Annotated in this window: 13 protein-coding genes; 5 read left to right on the top strand and 8 right to left on the bottom strand. The window is 67.1% G+C overall.

Annotated elements, in window-relative coordinates; translation table 11 throughout:
- Positions 1-169: 169 nt before the first annotated feature.
- Positions 170-1,582 carry an HD domain-containing phosphohydrolase gene (locus DM992_RS33890; protein WP_111020659.1) on the top strand — a complete coding sequence of 471 codons (1,413 nt, stop codon included), beginning with the start codon at positions 170-172 and terminating at the stop codon, positions 1,580-1,582.
- Positions 1,583-1,664: 82 nt separating this feature from the next.
- Positions 1,665-3,434, top strand: coding sequence for a histidine kinase (locus DM992_RS33885; RefSeq protein ID WP_111020658.1), 1,770 nt, complete (start codon positions 1,665-1,667; stop codon positions 3,432-3,434).
- Between the two features lie 224 nt (positions 3,435-3,658).
- Here DM992_RS33885 and DM992_RS33880 read toward each other — a convergent pair whose 3' ends face one another.
- On the bottom strand, positions 3,659-4,867 hold the full coding sequence (locus DM992_RS33880) for an ATP-grasp domain-containing protein (RefSeq protein ID WP_111020657.1): 1,209 nt from the start codon (positions 4,865-4,867) through the stop codon (positions 3,659-3,661).
- 42 nt (positions 4,868-4,909) lie between these two features.
- Positions 4,910-5,854, bottom strand: a complete 945-nt coding sequence (locus DM992_RS33875) for a hypothetical protein (RefSeq protein WP_111021584.1) — start codon at positions 5,852-5,854, stop codon at positions 4,910-4,912.
- Positions 5,855-6,021: 167 nt separating this feature from the next.
- On the opposite strand from DM992_RS33875, the gene DM992_RS33870 reads away from it, so the two are divergent.
- Positions 6,022-6,897, top strand: a complete 876-nt coding sequence (locus DM992_RS33870; RefSeq protein ID WP_111020656.1) for a LysR family transcriptional regulator — start codon at positions 6,022-6,024, stop codon at positions 6,895-6,897.
- A 40-nt stretch (positions 6,898-6,937) separates the two neighbouring features.
- Here the strand turns inward: DM992_RS33870 and DM992_RS33865 are convergent, their stop codons facing one another.
- Positions 6,938-8,206 carry an ATP-grasp domain-containing protein gene (locus DM992_RS33865; RefSeq protein ID WP_111020655.1) on the bottom strand — a complete coding sequence of 423 codons (1,269 nt, stop codon included), beginning with the start codon at positions 8,204-8,206 and terminating at the stop codon, positions 6,938-6,940.
- Positions 8,207-8,258: 52 nt separating this feature from the next.
- Positions 8,259-9,692, bottom strand: coding sequence for an MFS transporter (locus tag DM992_RS33860; RefSeq protein ID WP_111021583.1), 1,434 nt, complete (start codon positions 9,690-9,692; stop codon positions 8,259-8,261).
- Between the two features lie 452 nt (positions 9,693-10,144).
- Here DM992_RS33860 and DM992_RS33855 point away from each other — a divergent pair, with 452 nt between their 5' ends.
- Together DM992_RS33855 and DM992_RS33850 are read left to right on the top strand one after the other, a co-directional pair.
- Positions 10,145-11,260, top strand: coding sequence for a TauD/TfdA family dioxygenase (locus DM992_RS33855; RefSeq protein WP_111020654.1), 1,116 nt, complete (start codon positions 10,145-10,147; stop codon positions 11,258-11,260).
- 111 nt (positions 11,261-11,371) lie between these two features.
- Positions 11,372-12,310, top strand: coding sequence for an ABC transporter substrate-binding protein (locus DM992_RS33850; RefSeq protein ID WP_111020653.1), 939 nt, complete (start codon positions 11,372-11,374; stop codon positions 12,308-12,310).
- A gap of 391 nt (positions 12,311-12,701) precedes the next feature.
- Here the strand turns inward: DM992_RS33850 and DM992_RS33840 are convergent, their stop codons facing one another.
- The 4 genes from DM992_RS33840 to DM992_RS33825 form a co-directional block, all read right to left on the bottom strand.
- Positions 12,702-13,232 carry an AidA/PixA family protein gene (locus tag DM992_RS33840; RefSeq protein ID WP_111020652.1) on the bottom strand — a complete coding sequence of 177 codons (531 nt, stop codon included), beginning with the start codon at positions 13,230-13,232 and terminating at the stop codon, positions 12,702-12,704.
- Positions 13,233-13,297: 65 nt separating this feature from the next.
- A complete protein-coding gene (locus DM992_RS33835; protein WP_111020651.1) occupies positions 13,298-13,801 on the bottom strand; it encodes an inclusion body family protein in 504 nt (167 codons plus the stop codon).
- A 409-nt stretch (positions 13,802-14,210) separates the two neighbouring features.
- The gene (locus DM992_RS33830) at positions 14,211-14,594 is read right to left on the bottom strand and encodes a GtrA family protein (protein WP_111020650.1); all 384 of its coding nucleotides are present in this window, start codon (positions 14,592-14,594) and stop codon (positions 14,211-14,213) included.
- A 16-nt stretch (positions 14,595-14,610) separates the two neighbouring features.
- The gene (locus tag DM992_RS33825) at positions 14,611-15,654 is read right to left on the bottom strand and encodes a glycosyltransferase family 2 protein (RefSeq protein WP_111020649.1); all 1,044 of its coding nucleotides are present in this window, start codon (positions 15,652-15,654) and stop codon (positions 14,611-14,613) included.
- Positions 15,655-15,677 lie beyond the last annotated feature (23 nt).

Here is a 15,677-nt window from a genome sequence, read left to right as displayed (position 1 = left end):
CAGGAACTGGAACTGGTTTCGACGGCAGTTGCGCAACAGACTTCTGTTTTTGACGTTCTTCATTCGCGTTCGCGAAAGGACGTATTAGCGTTTCCCCCGATATAGGAAAACGCCGTACAAGCCGATGTTGCAGAGAGATATGGTGTGAATAATCGATTCGAGGCCAATCATGACGACATCTGCAACAAACGGGCCGAACGAGGTATTGCCTGAAACACCCGAGGCGGCAACGGCATCCGACGACGCGTGCCGCGCACCGTCGATCCTGCTGGTCGACGACGAGCCGAACGTGCTGTCGGCGCTCAAGCGCGTGTTCCGGCCCGCGCGCTACGACATCCTGACCGCCGACAGCGGCGAGGCCGCGCTCGAGATACTGGCGTCGACCGAGGTCGACCTGATCGTGTCCGACATGCGGATGCCGCGCATGACCGGTGCGGAATTCCTGGCCCGCGCGCGGGCGCTGTACCCGGACACGATGCGTATCCTGCTGACCGGCTATGCGGATATCGCATCGGTCGTGCAGGCCGTGAACGAAGGCGGCGTGTATCGCTACCTGAACAAGCCGTGGGACGATCACGATCTGCTGATGACCATCGAACAGGCGCTGGAGCAGCGGCGCTTGCGCCGCGAAGCGGCCCGGCTGACCGCGCTGACGGAAGCGCAGAACGAGGCGCTGCGCCGTTTCAACACGGAACTCGAAACGCAGGTGCGTGCACGCACCGAGGAACTAGGCCAGACCGTGATGTTCCTCGAAGCGGCGCAACGCGACCTGAAAAGCAGTTTCACGGCGATGGTCCAGGTCTGCGCGAGCATGATCGAGCTGCGTTGCGGGATCGCCAGCGGACACGCGATGCGCGTCGGCGAGATCGCGCGCCGGCTCGCGCTGGCGTCGGGGATGAGCGAGCTGCACGCACAGGACGTCTATTTCGCGGGGCTGCTGCACGGCATCGGCAAGTTGTCGCTGCCCGACGAATTGCTGCACAAGCCGCTCGCGCGGATGACGACGGACGAACACCGGCTGTTCCAGGAGCATCCGCTGCGCGCGCAGATGGTGCTGACGCCGGTCGCGCAATTGCACAAGGTCGCGTCGATCGTGCTGCACCAGTACGAGCGCTTCAACGGACGCGGCACGCCGGACGGGCTGACCGGCGACGCGATTCCACTCGGCTCGCGGATCGTCGCAGTCGCACGCGATTTCGAAGGGCTGCGCAACGGCCAAATCGGTGTGCCGCATTCGGTCGAACAGGCGCTCGATGCGTTGCGCTCGCAGGCCAGCGTGCGATACGACCCGCAGATCGTCGAGCGTTGCATCGAGTTGATGCGTGACCCGGCGAGTCTCGGCATCGCGGCGTCCGTCGCGGAGATCAAGTCCGCGCAGCTGCGCGAAGGAATGCAGCTTGCCGACGATCTGCGCACGCATCGCGGCGTACTGCTGATGACGAAAGGCAGCGTGATGTCGGCGCACCAGATCGAGCTCGTGCGCCGTTTCGAGACGCGGGAAGGAACGCCGTTCGACATTCTCGTCATGGCCGGCGCGGCCGCATCGATGCAGGCGCACAACGCGGGCGCGCCGCCCGGCTGACGGGGAACATGGCCTGATGGACGCCGCGCGCGCTCGACCGCATGCGGCGGCAATGCCTTCACACCGATTCGGGCGCTCGATCATGCACGGCACCTATGACATCCCGCTCGTCCTGCTGTCGCTCGCCATCGCGACGCTGGCCTCCTATACGACGCTCGACCTGGCCGCGTTCATTTCGCTGCTCGACAACCCGAAGCTCAAGCGTGCGTGGCTGGGCGGCGGCGCGGCCGCGATGGGAACCGGGATCTGGTCGATGCATTTCGTCGGCATGCTCGCGTTTTCGCTGCCGATCCCGCTCGGCTATGCGCTGCCGGATACCGGCGCGTCGCTGGCGATCGCCGTGCTCGTGTCGTATTTCGCTCTGAACGTCGTCACGCGCGCACGGCTGGGCTGGCGGCGGCTGTTCGCGGGCGGTGCGCTGATGGGCGGCGGGATTGCCGGCATGCACTACACGGGAATGGCCGCGATGCACATGCAGCCCGGCATTCGCTACGATCCCGCGCTGTTCGCCGCATCGATCGGCATTGCGGTGATCGCGTCGACTGCCGCGCTGTGGATTGCGCAGGCGCTGCGCGTGCAGCAGGCGCGTCATGCGACCGCGCAACGCGTCGGCGCGGCCTTCATCATGGGCATTGCCATTACCGGCATGCACTATACGGGGATGGCGGCGGCCCATTTCGCGCCGGACGCGCGATGCGGCACCGCGAACGGGATCGACGCGCCGTGGCTCGCGACGACCGTCGCGCTGTTTACGATGGCGACGCTGATCGTCACGCTGCTGCTTAGCCGCTTCGATGCGCGCACAACCTTTCTGCGCGGGATGGCCGACACGCTCGAGCGGCTCGTGCGAATGCGCACCGCGGAACTCGAACGTGCGTTGCACCGCTACGAGCAGACGACGGAGATGCTGCAGCGCACGCGCGAGAACATGGCGACCGAGATCGACGAGCGCAAGGCCGCGCAGGCAAGGCTCGAACAGGAGAAGGAAGAGCAGCGGCGCCTTCTGCATGTGCTCGAGGAAACCCACGTGCAGTTGCTGCAGTCGGAAAAGCTCGCGTCGATCGGCCAGCTCGCGGCGGGCGTCGCGCACGAGATCAACAATCCGATCGGCTTCGTCAGTGCGAACCTCAATACGTTGAAGACATGGGTGCGAAGCCTGCTCGATGTGGTCGCGGCGCATGAAGCGGCACTGCCGCAGCTCGATCCCGCCGCGCGCGACGCGCTGACGGCGATGGGCCGCGCCGCGGATCTGGACTACGTCCGCGACGAGATCGTGACGCTGATCGACGAATCGATCGATGGCGCGGTGCGGGTGCGGCGCATCGTGCAGGACCTGCGCGATTTCTCGCGCCCGGTCAGCGACGAGTGGAGCGTGGTCGATCTCCATGCGGGCCTCGAGAGCACGCTCAACGTCGTCCATAACGAACTGAAGTACAAGGCCGACATCGTGCGCGATTACGGCGACCTGCCGCAGGTCGAATGCCTGCCGTCGCAGTTGAACCAGGTGTTCATGAACCTGCTGGTCAACGCGGCGCAGGCGATTCCCGAGCGCGGAGTCATCACGATCCGCACGTCGAGCGACGGCGAGCAGGTGTCGATCGCGATCAGCGACACCGGAACGGGCATGACGCCCGACGTCATCCGGCGGATCTTCGATCCGTTCTTCACGACGAAGCCGGTCGGGCAGGGAACCGGGCTTGGCTTGTCGGTATCGCACGGCATCGTCGAGCGCCATCGCGGCACAATCGACGTGACGAGCGAACCCGGGCGCGGCACGACGTTCTGCGTGCGGCTGCCGGTCCGGCGGGCCTGCGACAACGCGGATGCGGCGGAGCTGGAGCAGCGGGCATGAGGATGCGGCCGTAAAACGTCGTGCGTGTGCGGAAATGCGTGCTCGAAGGGCTTCGGCTCATTGCGCGGAAGCGTATCGCTCAATACGCCGAACGCGGTGCCCGGCAGTTCGTCCAGGCGCTCGGCCACACGGCTGATGAACAGGCTGCACGCCGCCGGCAGGGAATGCTGTCGCTGCGACGGGAGGGCGCGCAACGCTCCCGTCCCGCCACGCTGTCCGACGCGCTATCCGGCCGGCGTCGCCTGCACGACGTTGCCGCTAGCGGTCGACGAACCCGGCTTCTCCGCCGCATCACGCGCGACAGGCAACGCGACACGCACATAAAGAAACGCGCGCCGTTCGCGATCGGGCAGCACTTGCGGCCCGTAGCTGATCGCGACCTTGCCGTCGTTGATCTCGCCGGCCTGCGCGAAACGCCACGCGCCCGGATCGCTGTCGAGCAGGAATTCGGCGCGCGCATACGCGTGCGGCTCGAACAGTTCGGGAACAGTCACCGTCCGTCCGTCGAGCTTGTCTAGCAATGCGTCGACCACGTTGAAGCCGTAACCGTCGCGTACGATGTCGCAAATGAAGCTGCCCGCGATGCGCGGATTCAGTTCGATCACGTGCGGCACGCCGTCGTGCACGATGCAGTCCAGGTGCACGGGCCCCCACGTGAGCCCGGCGGCCGCGGTCGCGCGGGCGCCGACGTCGATCAGCGCGCGCAGCGTGTCGGCATCGAGATCGAGTTCGGACGTATAGCCGCGTTCGAGAAAGCCGGCGCCATGGCGCTTCAGCTTGCGCAGCGCGCCGACGTAGCGGCCGTCGAAATACTCGACGCAGTATTCGCTGCCGCTCAGGAATTCCTCGACGACGACGCGCTCGGTCGCGAGCGACTGCGCATCGGCTTGTGCGGCGGCGAGCGCGTCGAGCTGCGCGCGCACTTCGGCGATGGTCTCGCAGCGCCGGACGCCGTCGCTCGCCGATCCTTCCGACGGTTTGACGACGACCGGAAAACGTAACGGATCGACCGCGGCGGCGAGCGCCGCCGGCGCGCCCAGCGTGCCGGTGACGAATTGCGCGGCGGGGATGCCGTGCGCGGCGAGCAAGGCCTTCTGGTTCGACTTCGACACCGCGTGCGCGACGTGCCGCGCATCGGGGCCGGGCAGGCCGAGCGCGTCGGCAACCCACGCGGCGGTGCGCGCATAGGTGTCGTGTGCGGTCGTCACGCGCAGCGTGTCGAGTTCGTCCGGAAAACGCGTGCGCAGCCAGCCGGCGAGCCGGCCGGCGTCGGGTTCGAGGTTGATGGTCTCGACACCGTCGGGAAACACGCCGTCGAGACGGTGGCCGGGCGCGGTGACGACGGTCACGGCCACCTGGCGCGCGAGCGCGGCGCGCACGAGCGCGAGGCTGCTGCCGGTGGCGCGGGCACCGATCACGATGAGTCGCTTCATGCTGGATCCTTGATCGAGGACGGGAAAGCGGGGCGGTGCCGGCTAGCGTGCGCGCCTGCGCAGGCGCTGTGCTTCGAGGCGCGGCAGCAGGTGCTGGACGACGCGCGGCAGCGTGTAGATCGGCAGTTGCGCGCACGTGAACACGAGCGCCATGGTCGGCGTGGCCGCGAGCCCGAGCGCGGCCCACATCAGGCCGACGTTGCGATTGGCGACGATCAGCGCGACATTGAGCCGCGTGCGGACGTCGCCGGGCGTGAGCCCGTACGCGACGATCTGGAAGCCGGCGTTGACGGCGAACGCGAGTGCGATCGCGGTCAACGCGCGGTGCGGCGCGTCGATGATCGACTGCTGCATGCCGGCCATCGTGCCGAGCGCGAACACCAGCAATGCGACGACGACGATCGAATCGATGGGCGTCGCATATCGGTCGAGCCGCGAACCGGCGAACCGCCGCACGAGCAGCGCGACGCCTTCGGCGCTGCCGATCAGCAGCGCAAGCCGCAAGGCAAGACTCGCCGGCGAGATCGACACGGCCGCATCGTGGCTGAACCAGGCCGTCAGCAGCGGCGCGGTAAACGGAACGAACGCCATCGATGCGAGGGTTGCGACGAGCGCGACGCTCGCGTCGAGCGACAGCATCCGCGCGATCGTCGACGTGCCGCTCGACGGCGGCGCGCAGTATGCGATCACCAGCGCGACGACCCAGTCGTACGGCATGCCCGCGAGCCGCGCCGCGATGCCGAGCGCGACCGGGCACGCGATCATCGTCACCGCAGGCAGCAGCAGCGACACGGCCGGCCGCCGCGCGACCGCGCGCACGGCGCTGGGCTCGACGCGCAGCAGCGTGCCGAGTACGAACAGGAACACGGTGACGGGCATCAGTGGCCGCGCAATGTCCGCGAGCGGCGGCACCAGCAGCCCGAGGCCGACGCCGCATGCGAGCACGGTCGGGCCGCGCCGCACCAGCGCGGCGATCAGCGCGCGCACGGGCAAGCCGCGCGGCGACGGCGAGCGAAGATGAAGCCGGGGCAGACAGCGGATGGCATGCGGATTCCTCGGAAGCGGGCCGGCCGGGTCGGGATATCCGTCAGGCTAATCCCGATAATGTGCGAAGTAAAATGATATAAACTGGATCAGTAACAAGAGAAAGTGATATGAACATACCTCTGCTCGAAACCTTCCGGGCCGTCGTGCAGGAAGGCAGTGCGTTGCGCGCGGCCGAACGGCTCGGCTGCACGCAGTCGAACGTGACCGCGCGGCTGCGCCAGCTCGAAGAGTCGCTCGACGCGCCGCTGTTCGACCGGCACGGCAAGCGGCTGGTGCTGAACGACGCCGGGCGCCGGCTGATCCCGTATTGCGACCGCATCCTGCGGCTCGTCGACGAAGCGGCGCAGGTAGTGCGCGAGACGCCGGTCGCGCGCAGCTTCCGGCTCGGTTCGATGGAAAGCACGGCGGCCACGCGGCTGCCTGCGCTCGCCGCCGCATTGAAGGCGCACGATCCGGCGCTCGGCCTCGCGGTGCAGATCGGCAGCGAGCCGGAACTGGCTGACGCGCTGCTGCGCGGCCGGATCGACGCCGCGCTCACCGCGCGGGCGGTCGTCCGCCCCGGGTTGCGCTACGAGCCCGCGTTCGCCGAGGACATGGTGCTGGTGAGCGCAGCCACGGTCACGCGCCGGCAATTGCTGGCCGGCAACACGGTGCGGCTGCTGGCGTTTCACGACGGCTGCCCGTATCGGGCGGTTGCCGAGCACTGGCTGAAGGCGCGCGGTTTCGCGATCGAATCGGTATCGTCGTTCGGCACGTTCGGCGCGATCCTCGGATGCGTGGCGGCCGGGATGGGCGTCGCGATCCTGCCGAAGCGGATCACGACCGAACATGTGGCGCGCAAGGAACTGCGCACGCACGCGTTCGACGATCTCGACAGCGTGACGACCTACCTCGTCACGCCCGACGAGGCGCCCGCGCTGCCCGAACTCGACGCATTGCGCGCGGTGCTGGGCCGGCAGGCAGGTGCGTTGCTCGCGCGCTAGTGCCGGAGAGACGGGGTGTGAGAGTGCGGCGCCCATCACGCTATGCCGGCGCGACCGCACGTTCGTCCGCGAAGAAATCGGCCTCGATTTCGCGGATGCGCCGGCAATCGTCGAGCAGCCGCTCGAACGTCGGGCTGTAGAGGCCGACCGTGCCGAGCGCCGTCTGCAGGTCGGTGGTCACGCGCAGCGTGTCGCCCACCTTGATCCACTGCTTGAGCCCGACGAACGACGGCAGCGCCTGGATCGCCTGCCATGTGAAGTCCTGCGCGAGCACGCCGTTGCGCGACGACAGCAGCAGCACGTGCCCGCAGTAGCCGCGAAAATCCGTCGGCGCGGCGGCTTCGTCGAACAGCCGCTCCGGATGCAGCACGGCTTCGACGGCGGCCGACACGTGATTCTCGCCGCTGACCGCGCTGGTCAAGCGTGGATCGAGGCTGCCATGCAGCCGCGCGTTCAGCTCGACGATCGTCGGGCCGTCGGCCGTGTCGAACAGTTCGAGATGGGTCGGCCCGAAGCGTACTTCGAGCGCGTCGAGCACGTCGGCCGCGTAATCGAGCAGCGGCGCGTAGCGCGGGTCGGCATGGTTCAGCACCAGCATCTTGTCGAGCCGCGGCGCGTGCGTGCGGTCGCGATGCACTTCCCACAGGCTGACCACGCGATGGCGGCCCTCGAACGACACCGAATCGACGATGTATTCCTGCCCCTCGGAATAGCTCTGGATCACGATGTCGTCGTTCGGCTGGTTGTACAGCGAACGGGTGGCCAGCACGTCGCGCGCGGCGGTCTCGACCTGCGCGAGCGTGCGGCAGATCTTCACGCCGGCCACGCCCGCGCTGCGCGCCGGCTTCACCACGAGCGGCAGCGTGCCGTGCGCGCGCGCCCACGCGAGCGCTTCGTCGACCGACGTGCTGTGGAAGTGCGCCGGTGCGCGCAGGCCGGCCTGGCGGATGCGCTCGTTCATCACGAACTTGTCGCGCCGCGCGGCCGACGTCGCGAGCGGATTGCGATACGGCACGTCGAGCCGTTCGGCCAGCGTGTCGGCGAGTTCGAGCGCCGCGTCGAGGCCGTGCAGCACCGCGCCGATCCGCAGGTCGCTCAGTTGCGCGAGCGTCGCGTCGATGTCGCCGCGATGCTGAACCTGGCGGACGTAGTCGGACGGGACGAACTGGTTCCGGTAGATTTCCGGCAGATCGGGGTCGCTGATCACGTGCGCACAACGGATGCCGTACGCGCGAAACGCGGGCGCCAGATAGGCGGCCGTCGACGCGCCGTCGACGATCAGGACGGTATCGATGAAGCGATGCTGCATGGATTCCTCGCTCGGCTGTGGGATCGGTTGAAGGGAGGCGGGCGGCACGTGCTCAGACCCGCGCGACGGCATCCGGCGCGTCGCCGGGCCAGCGCGCGGCCAGCACGATGCAGACGGCGACGAGCGCGGCCGCGACGGCAAACGCGCGCGACGCGCCGGCCACGATCGCGGCGCCCTGGCCCGCGACCAGCGCGCCGAGCGCCGCGACGCCGACGGCGGCACCCACCTGGCGCGCGGTATTGAGGATCGCGGACGCGGTGGCCGAGCGGCTGGCCTCGACGCTGCCGAGCATCGTCGACGTCAGCGCGGGAATCGCGATGCCGCCGCCGATCGCCATCGCCGCGAGTCCCGGCGCCAGCAGCGCATACGGCGTATGCGCGCCGAGCGTTTGCCATAACCACACGTAGCCCGCGAGCGATACGGCAAGGCCGGCGATGACGGTCGCGCGGAATCCGTACCGGACGGCGAGCCGCGCACTCGCGATGTTGGCGAGCATGATGATCGTGAGCGGCGCGAGCGCGAGCCCCGATTCGGTTGCCGTGAAGCCGCGCGCGCTCTGGAAATAGAGGCTCAGCGAGAAGATCAGTCCGTAGAACGCGGCATTCGTGACCGCACCGATCGCGAGAACGCCCGGTACGCGCGCGATCCTGAAGAACGCGAGCTGCATCATCGGTGCCGCCACACGCCGCTCGATCGCGACAAACAGCGCGCCGAGCACGACCGACGCGATCAGCGGGCCGGCCGCATACGGGTCGCCCGGCCCGTGCGCGCCGGCCCGGATGATGCCGCCCGTCAGCAGACCGAGCACGAGCACCGCGACGATCTGGCCGGCCGGATCGAACAGCCGCGTGCGCGCGGCGGCCGAATCCTGCACGTGGCGCAGCGTGAGCCACAGCCCGGCCGCGCAGATCGGCAGGTTGATGAAGAAGATCGCGCGCCAGCCGAGCGAATCGATCAGCAGCCCGCCGAGCGTCGGACCGGCCGCGCTGATCGCGCCGCCGGTCGCGCTCCACCATGCGACGGCCTTCACGCGCGCAGCGGCGTCGTTCGCGCAGGCATGCGTGATGAGCGCGAGCGACGTGGGCAGGATCATCGCCGCACCGATGCCCTGCGCGACACGCGCAGCGATCAGCGCCGCAAGCGACGGCGCGAGCGCGCAGCCGAGCGACGCGAGCAGGAACAGCGCGAGGCCGTGCGCGAACAGCCGGCGGCTGCCGAAGCGGTCGGCCAGCGTGCCGGACGTCAGCAGCAGCGCGGCGAACGACAGCGTGTACGCGTCGACGATCCACTGCAGCCCGTGGACGCTCGATCCGAATGAATGGCCGAGGCTCGGAATCGCGACGTTGACGACGGTCACGTCGAGCTGGACGATCGCGAAGCCGAGGCTGGCGGCCGCGACGGTCGGGAAGATCGCGCGCAGCGACGTGCGATGCGGCGGCGCGGCGGCGGCCAGTGCGCTGTCGAGCGCCGGAGCGCGTTCGCTCATCGCTGCCCCCGCGCCGCGCGGGTCGCGAGGCAGTCCGCCGGCGACAAAGCGTCGCATCCGACGCATCCGAAGTATCCGAACAGGCAGCGCAGCAGTGGGTATCGGTTCATCTGGCGGTTTTCCGTGTGGCGGATGAAGGGGCGGCTGCCCGTCGAGAGCCGGCCGCATCGTCGAATCCGACAGAAAACTAGCATCGACCTGCTAGCGAATACAAATAATAACCAGCTATTTTTTAACAAGAATTAGTGTTAAAGACAGGCGCTATCGATACGGCCTGATGCTAGCCGCGTTGCTGAACTTATATCGATAATTTTTGTTTGCAATCGATTTAATATCATTTCGCAATGCAATGACGGTCTTCTAGTCTTGTCGAGCGCTTCGCACCGAGGAAGGCAAAGCGCGGCGGTGGTGCCATACCGCTCTTCGACCCAAGATCTTTATACGAGAGACCTATGACCTATCTCGCAGATGAACGCATCGTCTTGACGGCAGTGGAGTCCGGTCACATCCGGAAGACGCTCGGCGCGCTGGCCTACGATCCCGCTGGCGGCGCCGGCTATATCAGCGCAGTACGCAAGCTCGCCTACAACGCATTTCCCGACCGGATCGTCGACGCGTTCGACCGCGCGAAGGCGCCGACCGCGGACGCGCACGGATCGATCGAGATCGACAACCTGCCAATCGACGACGACGTGAACGGCAGCCCGAGGTTCGACGAAACCGGCCGCTCGTTCAAGTCCGGCGTGCTGAGCGAGAACGTGCTGGTCGCGCTGAGCACGCTGGCCGGCGAGCCGTATTCGATCGCGCACGAAGGCCGCGAGCTCGTGAACAACCTGACGCCGCACAAGACGACCGCGCGCGAATACACGGGCCTCGGCTCCGAGGTCGAGCTGGATTTCCATATCGAGAACGCGGCGCAGGCGCACATGCCCGAAGGCGACACGTCGCCGTTCGCGCTGCTGCTGCTCGGCGTGCGCAGCGAGGCCGGCGGCGGCCCGTATACGCGGCTCGCGGATGCGCGCCGCGCGCTGCAATTGCTGTCGCCGGACGATATCGCGCTGCTCTACGGCGAGCACTACATCATCCGCGTGCCGTACCGGTGGCGCGGCGCCACGCCGACGCCGCGCGACAACACCGACCTGAGCGCCGTGCTGTCGGGGCCGCTCGATGCGCCGCGCGTGACGGTCGCGTTCTATCCGGACATGGTGCTGGCGGTCAACACGCGTGCGCAGGAAGCGCTGGCGAACCTGTATCGCGCGGTGCGCGAGGTGTCGTTCGGGGTGCAGGTGTCGCCGGGCAAGCTGGTGCTGATCAACAACCACTTCACGCTGCATTCGCGCGACCGCTTCGATCCGCAATACGACGAAAACGACCGCGCGTTTCGCTGGGTGCAGCGCGTGTTCGTCGCGCGCAGCCTGTGGAATTTCCGTGCGTTTACGCCGTTGCAGGCGCGTGTGTTCGATCCGAAGGCGCTATATGCGGGCGAGTCGTCGCAAGCGGCGCGCCCGTCGCCCGTCGCGCAGCCGGTGCCTCGGCACGCGGCCGAACTCGAAGCGACGCCCGCGTAAGCGGGCCGGGAACGCAGCGCGGCGCGGCGACGCGTTACAGCGCCGACCGTCGCGCCGCCCCCCGCTTGCGTTCGCCCCACGCATCATCGAACAGGAAGGAATCCGGAAAACATGACAAGAACAGCATTTCCCGTTGCGCGTGTCGTTCGCATGCTGGCCGCGGTGCTGATCGGCGGCAGCGTCGCCGCGCAGGCCGCGCCGTTCGACCTGAGCCCCGAGCAGCCCGGCCGGCAGCGCGGCGCAGTGAACCCGGCGGTCGAACAGGCATTGCCGGGCGGCTTCAGGTTTGCCGAAGCGAACACGCTGACGATCGGCATCGCGCCGAACCTGCCGCCGCTCAGCACGTATGCGACCGATGCGCGGACGGTGGTCGGCTTCGATCCCGATCTCGCGCAGCTCATCGCGGACAGCGTCGGGCGCAAGCTGAAGATCGTGCCGCTCGCGTGGGCCGACTGGCCGCTCGCGCTGCAGTCGGGCAAGGTTGACGCGGTGATCTCGAACGTGACGGTCACCGAGCAGCGCAAGGAGAAGTTCGATTTCTCGACGTACCGGAAGGATCAGCTCGGCTTCTACGTGAAGACCAACAGCCGGATTGCCGCGATCCGCGAGCCGAAGGACGTCGCCGGGCTGCGCGTCGTGACCGATTCGGGCACGAACCAGGAGAAGATCCTGCTCGAATGGAACCGGCAGAACGTCGCGCGCGGCCTCGCGCCGGTCGAGATCCAGTATTACGCCGATGCGGCGGAGCGCTGGGTCGCGCTGCAGTCGGGCCGTGTCGACACGATCTTCAGCGTGAATTCGATGCTCGCGTACCAGGCGTCGCTGCGCGGCGATGCGAAGCTCATCGGCACGGTGAGCGGCGGCTGGCCGCGCACCGCGGACATCGCGATCACGACACGCAAGGGCAGCGGCCTCGCCGATCCGCTGACGCTCGCGATCAATGCGCTGATCGCGAACGGCAGCTACCGGAAAGTGCTCGGCCGCTGGAGCCTCGACGCCGAAGCGATCGACCGGTCGCAGACCAATCCGCCGGGGCTGCCGCGCACCTGAGCGCAGCGCGCGGCACGCGGCGACGCTCGGACGCTCAGGTAATCGGCCACTGAAGAATGACGATCCCGTCGTTGTAGCCGCGGTCGGCGCCGAGCCAGCCGAGCCACACCTGATCGCCCGCGGACAGCGGCGCCAGGCGCGCGTCGGTCGCGGACTTCCTGCCGTTGGCCGATACGTCGATCCGGATCTTGCCGCCTTTCGAGTTCAGCGTGAACTGCCTGATGCCGTCGTTGTCGTTGCCGCCGAACGACGCGGCCGGTTCGAGCGCATCGTCGATGAACGGCTTCAGGTCCTGCCGGTCCGCGGCATTCGCGGGGAAGATCGCCGTGAAGGCGGGATCCGGCGGCAGGCTGAAATTGCCGTCGCGGTCCGACGACGGCTGGAAACCGGGCTAACCGGGCTGTTTCGTATCCGGCCGGCTGCCGGCGATCTCGATCGTCGTTTCCCAGCGGAAATAGCCCGACACGGCACCGTCGCGATCGAGCACGGCGAAGTCGGCCGTGCACGTGGTGGTGCCCGCGGCGAGCACGTCGCTGTGCCAGTAGTGGTCTTTCATCGGCTGGCACGACGGATGAAGCAGGTCATCGGCATTCGGTACCGGCGTCGTGGCGTCGCGCACTTCCGGTTCGATCGGCGCGACGATGCCGGTGTCCTTCAATGCGAACCGGATGAACAGCACGCTCACTTCGGCGCGCAGCGCGAGTGCGGTTTCGCGCAGGCGAAGCTGGTCGCCTGGCGACAGGCCGGCAAAGAGCCGGCTGTCGTTGTGGCCGAGCTGCCTGTCGTCGCCGGGGCTCAACACGTAGATGTGCCGGCCGTCGATCACGGTCGGCGCATCGGCGTTCCGGCTCGCATCGGGGTAGACCGACAGCAGCGTGACGGCGTCGACGATAGCGAGCACATCGCAACGAAGACCAGACATGAGCGCTTCCTCCGCAACAAGGGAATGACGCGGGCGACCGCGGCGCGGCCGCCCGCCTGCCGCGATCAGTTGTGGATCGAGATGAACGGATCCCACTGGTAGCAGCCCAGCGACTGGCAGTTGCGGTCGATGATCTGGAAGTAGAAGTGGTAGGTGACGCGCCCTTCCGACAGCGTTTCCGACGACCAGTAATAGTTGTCGACCTTCTGGCAGGTCGGCGTCGACGGCGAGCTCGGGTTCGGAATCGGCACCGATGCGGTGGCCTTGCGCGGCGTGGGCGTCGAAATCAGGTCCTTGCCCTGGTTGGCGATGAAGCCGTAGAAGACCACCTGTTTCTCGAAGCCCAGCGACAGGCTCGTTTCGCGCCAGCGGATCAGGTCGCCGACCTGCGCCTTCAGGTCGAGTTCGCCGCCCGCCTGCCCGGAAACCACGTTGTCCTGGTTGGTGACCATGTACACGTGTTTCCAGTCGATCAGCGTCGGGCTTTTCGGATCCCTGCTGGGATTCGGATAATTTTTTAGAATGGTTTCGGTATCGATCGAGACGAGCACATCGGTAACGCGTGACATAGAAGCTCCCGTTTGAAGTAATGGGACTCATCGTTGCGCGAATTGCTTCGTGTATCTGCCATCGCCTTGTCCTGTAAGGGTTTGCGCGTTGTATGGCACGTGCGGGTGCGATGGCGAATGCAGATTATCCCGTTCGGTTAATTCTGGAAGCTGTAAGAGTAAACAGGGTTATAAAAATGATTGTCTGATATTAATTTTAAAACTGGATTCAATCGGATCGATGCGTTACATAAATAGAAGAAAATTGAATCTGTTAATCGCTTTGCCGATTATTTTCGATCGGAGAAAGGGGCGGATGGCCGGCTCGACCGCGAGCGACCGTCGCCGTGGCGGCACGACGATTCGGGAGCGGGAAGGGGGCGTGATTCGCGGCAGGTAGCCGGCCGCCGGGCGGCCGGCGATCGCGCGCTTACCGGTAGGTCCAGAGCCGATGCAGCACGAACGTCGTCGGCGGGATCAGCAATGCGATCGCGACGATGCTCATCGAACGCGACACGTCGAGCATCTCGGCGGCACGCGCGAGCAGCAGCGTTTCAACGAAGCCGGCCAGCGTGACGACGAGAAAACGCAGCGCGTTGCGCGTGCGTACCGTCGACGAGAAGCTCCACAGCGTATTCGCGAGATACGAGAACGCCGTCGCGCAGAGAAACGCGACCGCGTTCGCGGCGACCAGCGTCGCATCGAACAACGCGAACAGCGCGGACGCGACCAGCGTATGGAGCGCGGTCGAACAGAGCCCGGACAAGCCGAAGCGCACGAGCCGGGTGCGCTCGGCATGGAGCAGGTCGATCATGGCCGTCTGCGCGCGTTCAGCGTGCGTCGATCCGCGCCCGGTTCGGCTGTACGCGCCGGCGTGCGATCTGGCGGCGCGCATCGCGCGCGACCGGAAGTTCGATCACCTTGCCGTGCGCCTGGTAGCGTCGGCGGATCAGGTAGACGGGCCGTTGTTTCGACTCGTCGTAGATCCGCCCGATGTATTCGCCGACGACACCGATCCCGATCAGCTCGATGCCGCCGATGAACAGCGTGACCGAAATCAGCGACGCGTAACCGAGCACCGGATTGCCGAACAGCAGCGTGCGGAAGATGATGACCGAGCCGTACAGGAACGCAAGCGCGGCGATGCCGCCGCCGATGTAGGTCCAGCTGCGCAGCGGCACCGTGCTGAAGCTGGTGATCCCTTCCAGCGCGAAATTCCACAGCTTCCAGCCGGAGAACTTCGAGTGCCCGGCGCTGCGCGGGTCGCGCTGGTATTCGACGATCACGGTCTTGAAGCCGACCCACGCGAACAGCCCCTTCATGAAGCGGTGCCGTTCGGGCAGGTTGCGCAGCGCGTTCACGACCTTGCGATCCATCAGCCGGAAATCGCCGACGTTCTCCGGCAGCTTCACGTCCGACAGCAGGTTGTGCACGCGGTAGTAGATCGCGGCCGCGGTGCGCTTCGCGAACGAATCGCACGCGCGGTTGCTGCGCTTCGCCGCCACGACTTCCGCGCCGGCGCGCCAGTGTTCGATCATCACCGGAATCAGGCTCGGCGGATCCTGCAGGTCGGCGTCGAGCGGGATCACCGCGTCGCCGGCGGCTTCGTCGAGGCCGGCCGTCAGCGCCGCTTCCTTGCCGAAGTTGCGGGTGAGATCGATCACGCGCACGCGCCGCTCGCCGGTGCTGATCCGGATCAGGCGTTCGAGCGTGTCGTCGCGGCTGCCGTCGTTCACGCAGACGATCTCGAAGCGGATCGCGTCGATGGCCGTCAGCAACGGAATCACGACGTCGAAGAAGCGCTCGACGGCCTCGCCTTCGTTATAGAACGGCACGACCAGCGAAACGAGCGGCGTGTAGAGTGGTTCCCGCATGATGATTCCCCTTGTGATGTCGC

The organism is Burkholderia sp. JP2-270, from assembly GCF_003233675.1.
GTDB classification, from domain to species: domain Bacteria; phylum Pseudomonadota; class Gammaproteobacteria; order Burkholderiales; family Burkholderiaceae; genus Burkholderia; species Burkholderia pyrrocinia_C.
This window is presented reverse-complemented; position numbering and strand designations above follow the sequence as displayed.

What these genes read in the sequence shown, in the direction of transcription:
- DM992_RS33890 (WP_111020659.1), top strand. Translation starts at nt 170, where the DNA reads ATGACGACATCTGCAACAAACGGGCCGAACGAGGTATTGCCTGAAACA.
- DM992_RS33885 (WP_111020658.1), top strand. Translation starts at nt 1,665, where the DNA reads ATGCACGGCACCTATGACATCCCGCTCGTCCTGCTGTCGCTCGCCATC.
- DM992_RS33880 (WP_111020657.1), bottom strand. Translation starts at nt 4,867, where the DNA reads ATGAAGCGACTCATCGTGATCGGTGCCCGCGCCACCGGCAGCAGCCTC.
- DM992_RS33870 (WP_111020656.1), top strand. Translation starts at nt 6,022, where the DNA reads ATGAACATACCTCTGCTCGAAACCTTCCGGGCCGTCGTGCAGGAAGGC.
- DM992_RS33865 (WP_111020655.1), bottom strand. Translation starts at nt 8,206, where the DNA reads ATGCAGCATCGCTTCATCGATACCGTCCTGATCGTCGACGGCGCGTCG.
- DM992_RS33860 (WP_111021583.1), bottom strand. Translation starts at nt 9,692, where the DNA reads ATGAGCGAACGCGCTCCGGCGCTCGACAGCGCACTGGCCGCCGCCGCG.
- DM992_RS33855 (WP_111020654.1), top strand. Translation starts at nt 10,145, where the DNA reads ATGACCTATCTCGCAGATGAACGCATCGTCTTGACGGCAGTGGAGTCC.
- DM992_RS33850 (WP_111020653.1), top strand. Translation starts at nt 11,372, where the DNA reads ATGACAAGAACAGCATTTCCCGTTGCGCGTGTCGTTCGCATGCTGGCC.
- DM992_RS33840 (WP_111020652.1), bottom strand. Translation starts at nt 13,232, where the DNA reads ATGTCTGGTCTTCGTTGCGATGTGCTCGCTATCGTCGACGCCGTCACG.
- DM992_RS33835 (WP_111020651.1), bottom strand. Translation starts at nt 13,801, where the DNA reads ATGTCACGCGTTACCGATGTGCTCGTCTCGATCGATACCGAAACCATT.
- DM992_RS33830 (WP_111020650.1), bottom strand. Translation starts at nt 14,594, where the DNA reads ATGATCGACCTGCTCCATGCCGAGCGCACCCGGCTCGTGCGCTTCGGC.
- DM992_RS33825 (WP_111020649.1), bottom strand. Translation starts at nt 15,654, where the DNA reads ATGCGGGAACCACTCTACACGCCGCTCGTTTCGCTGGTCGTGCCGTTC.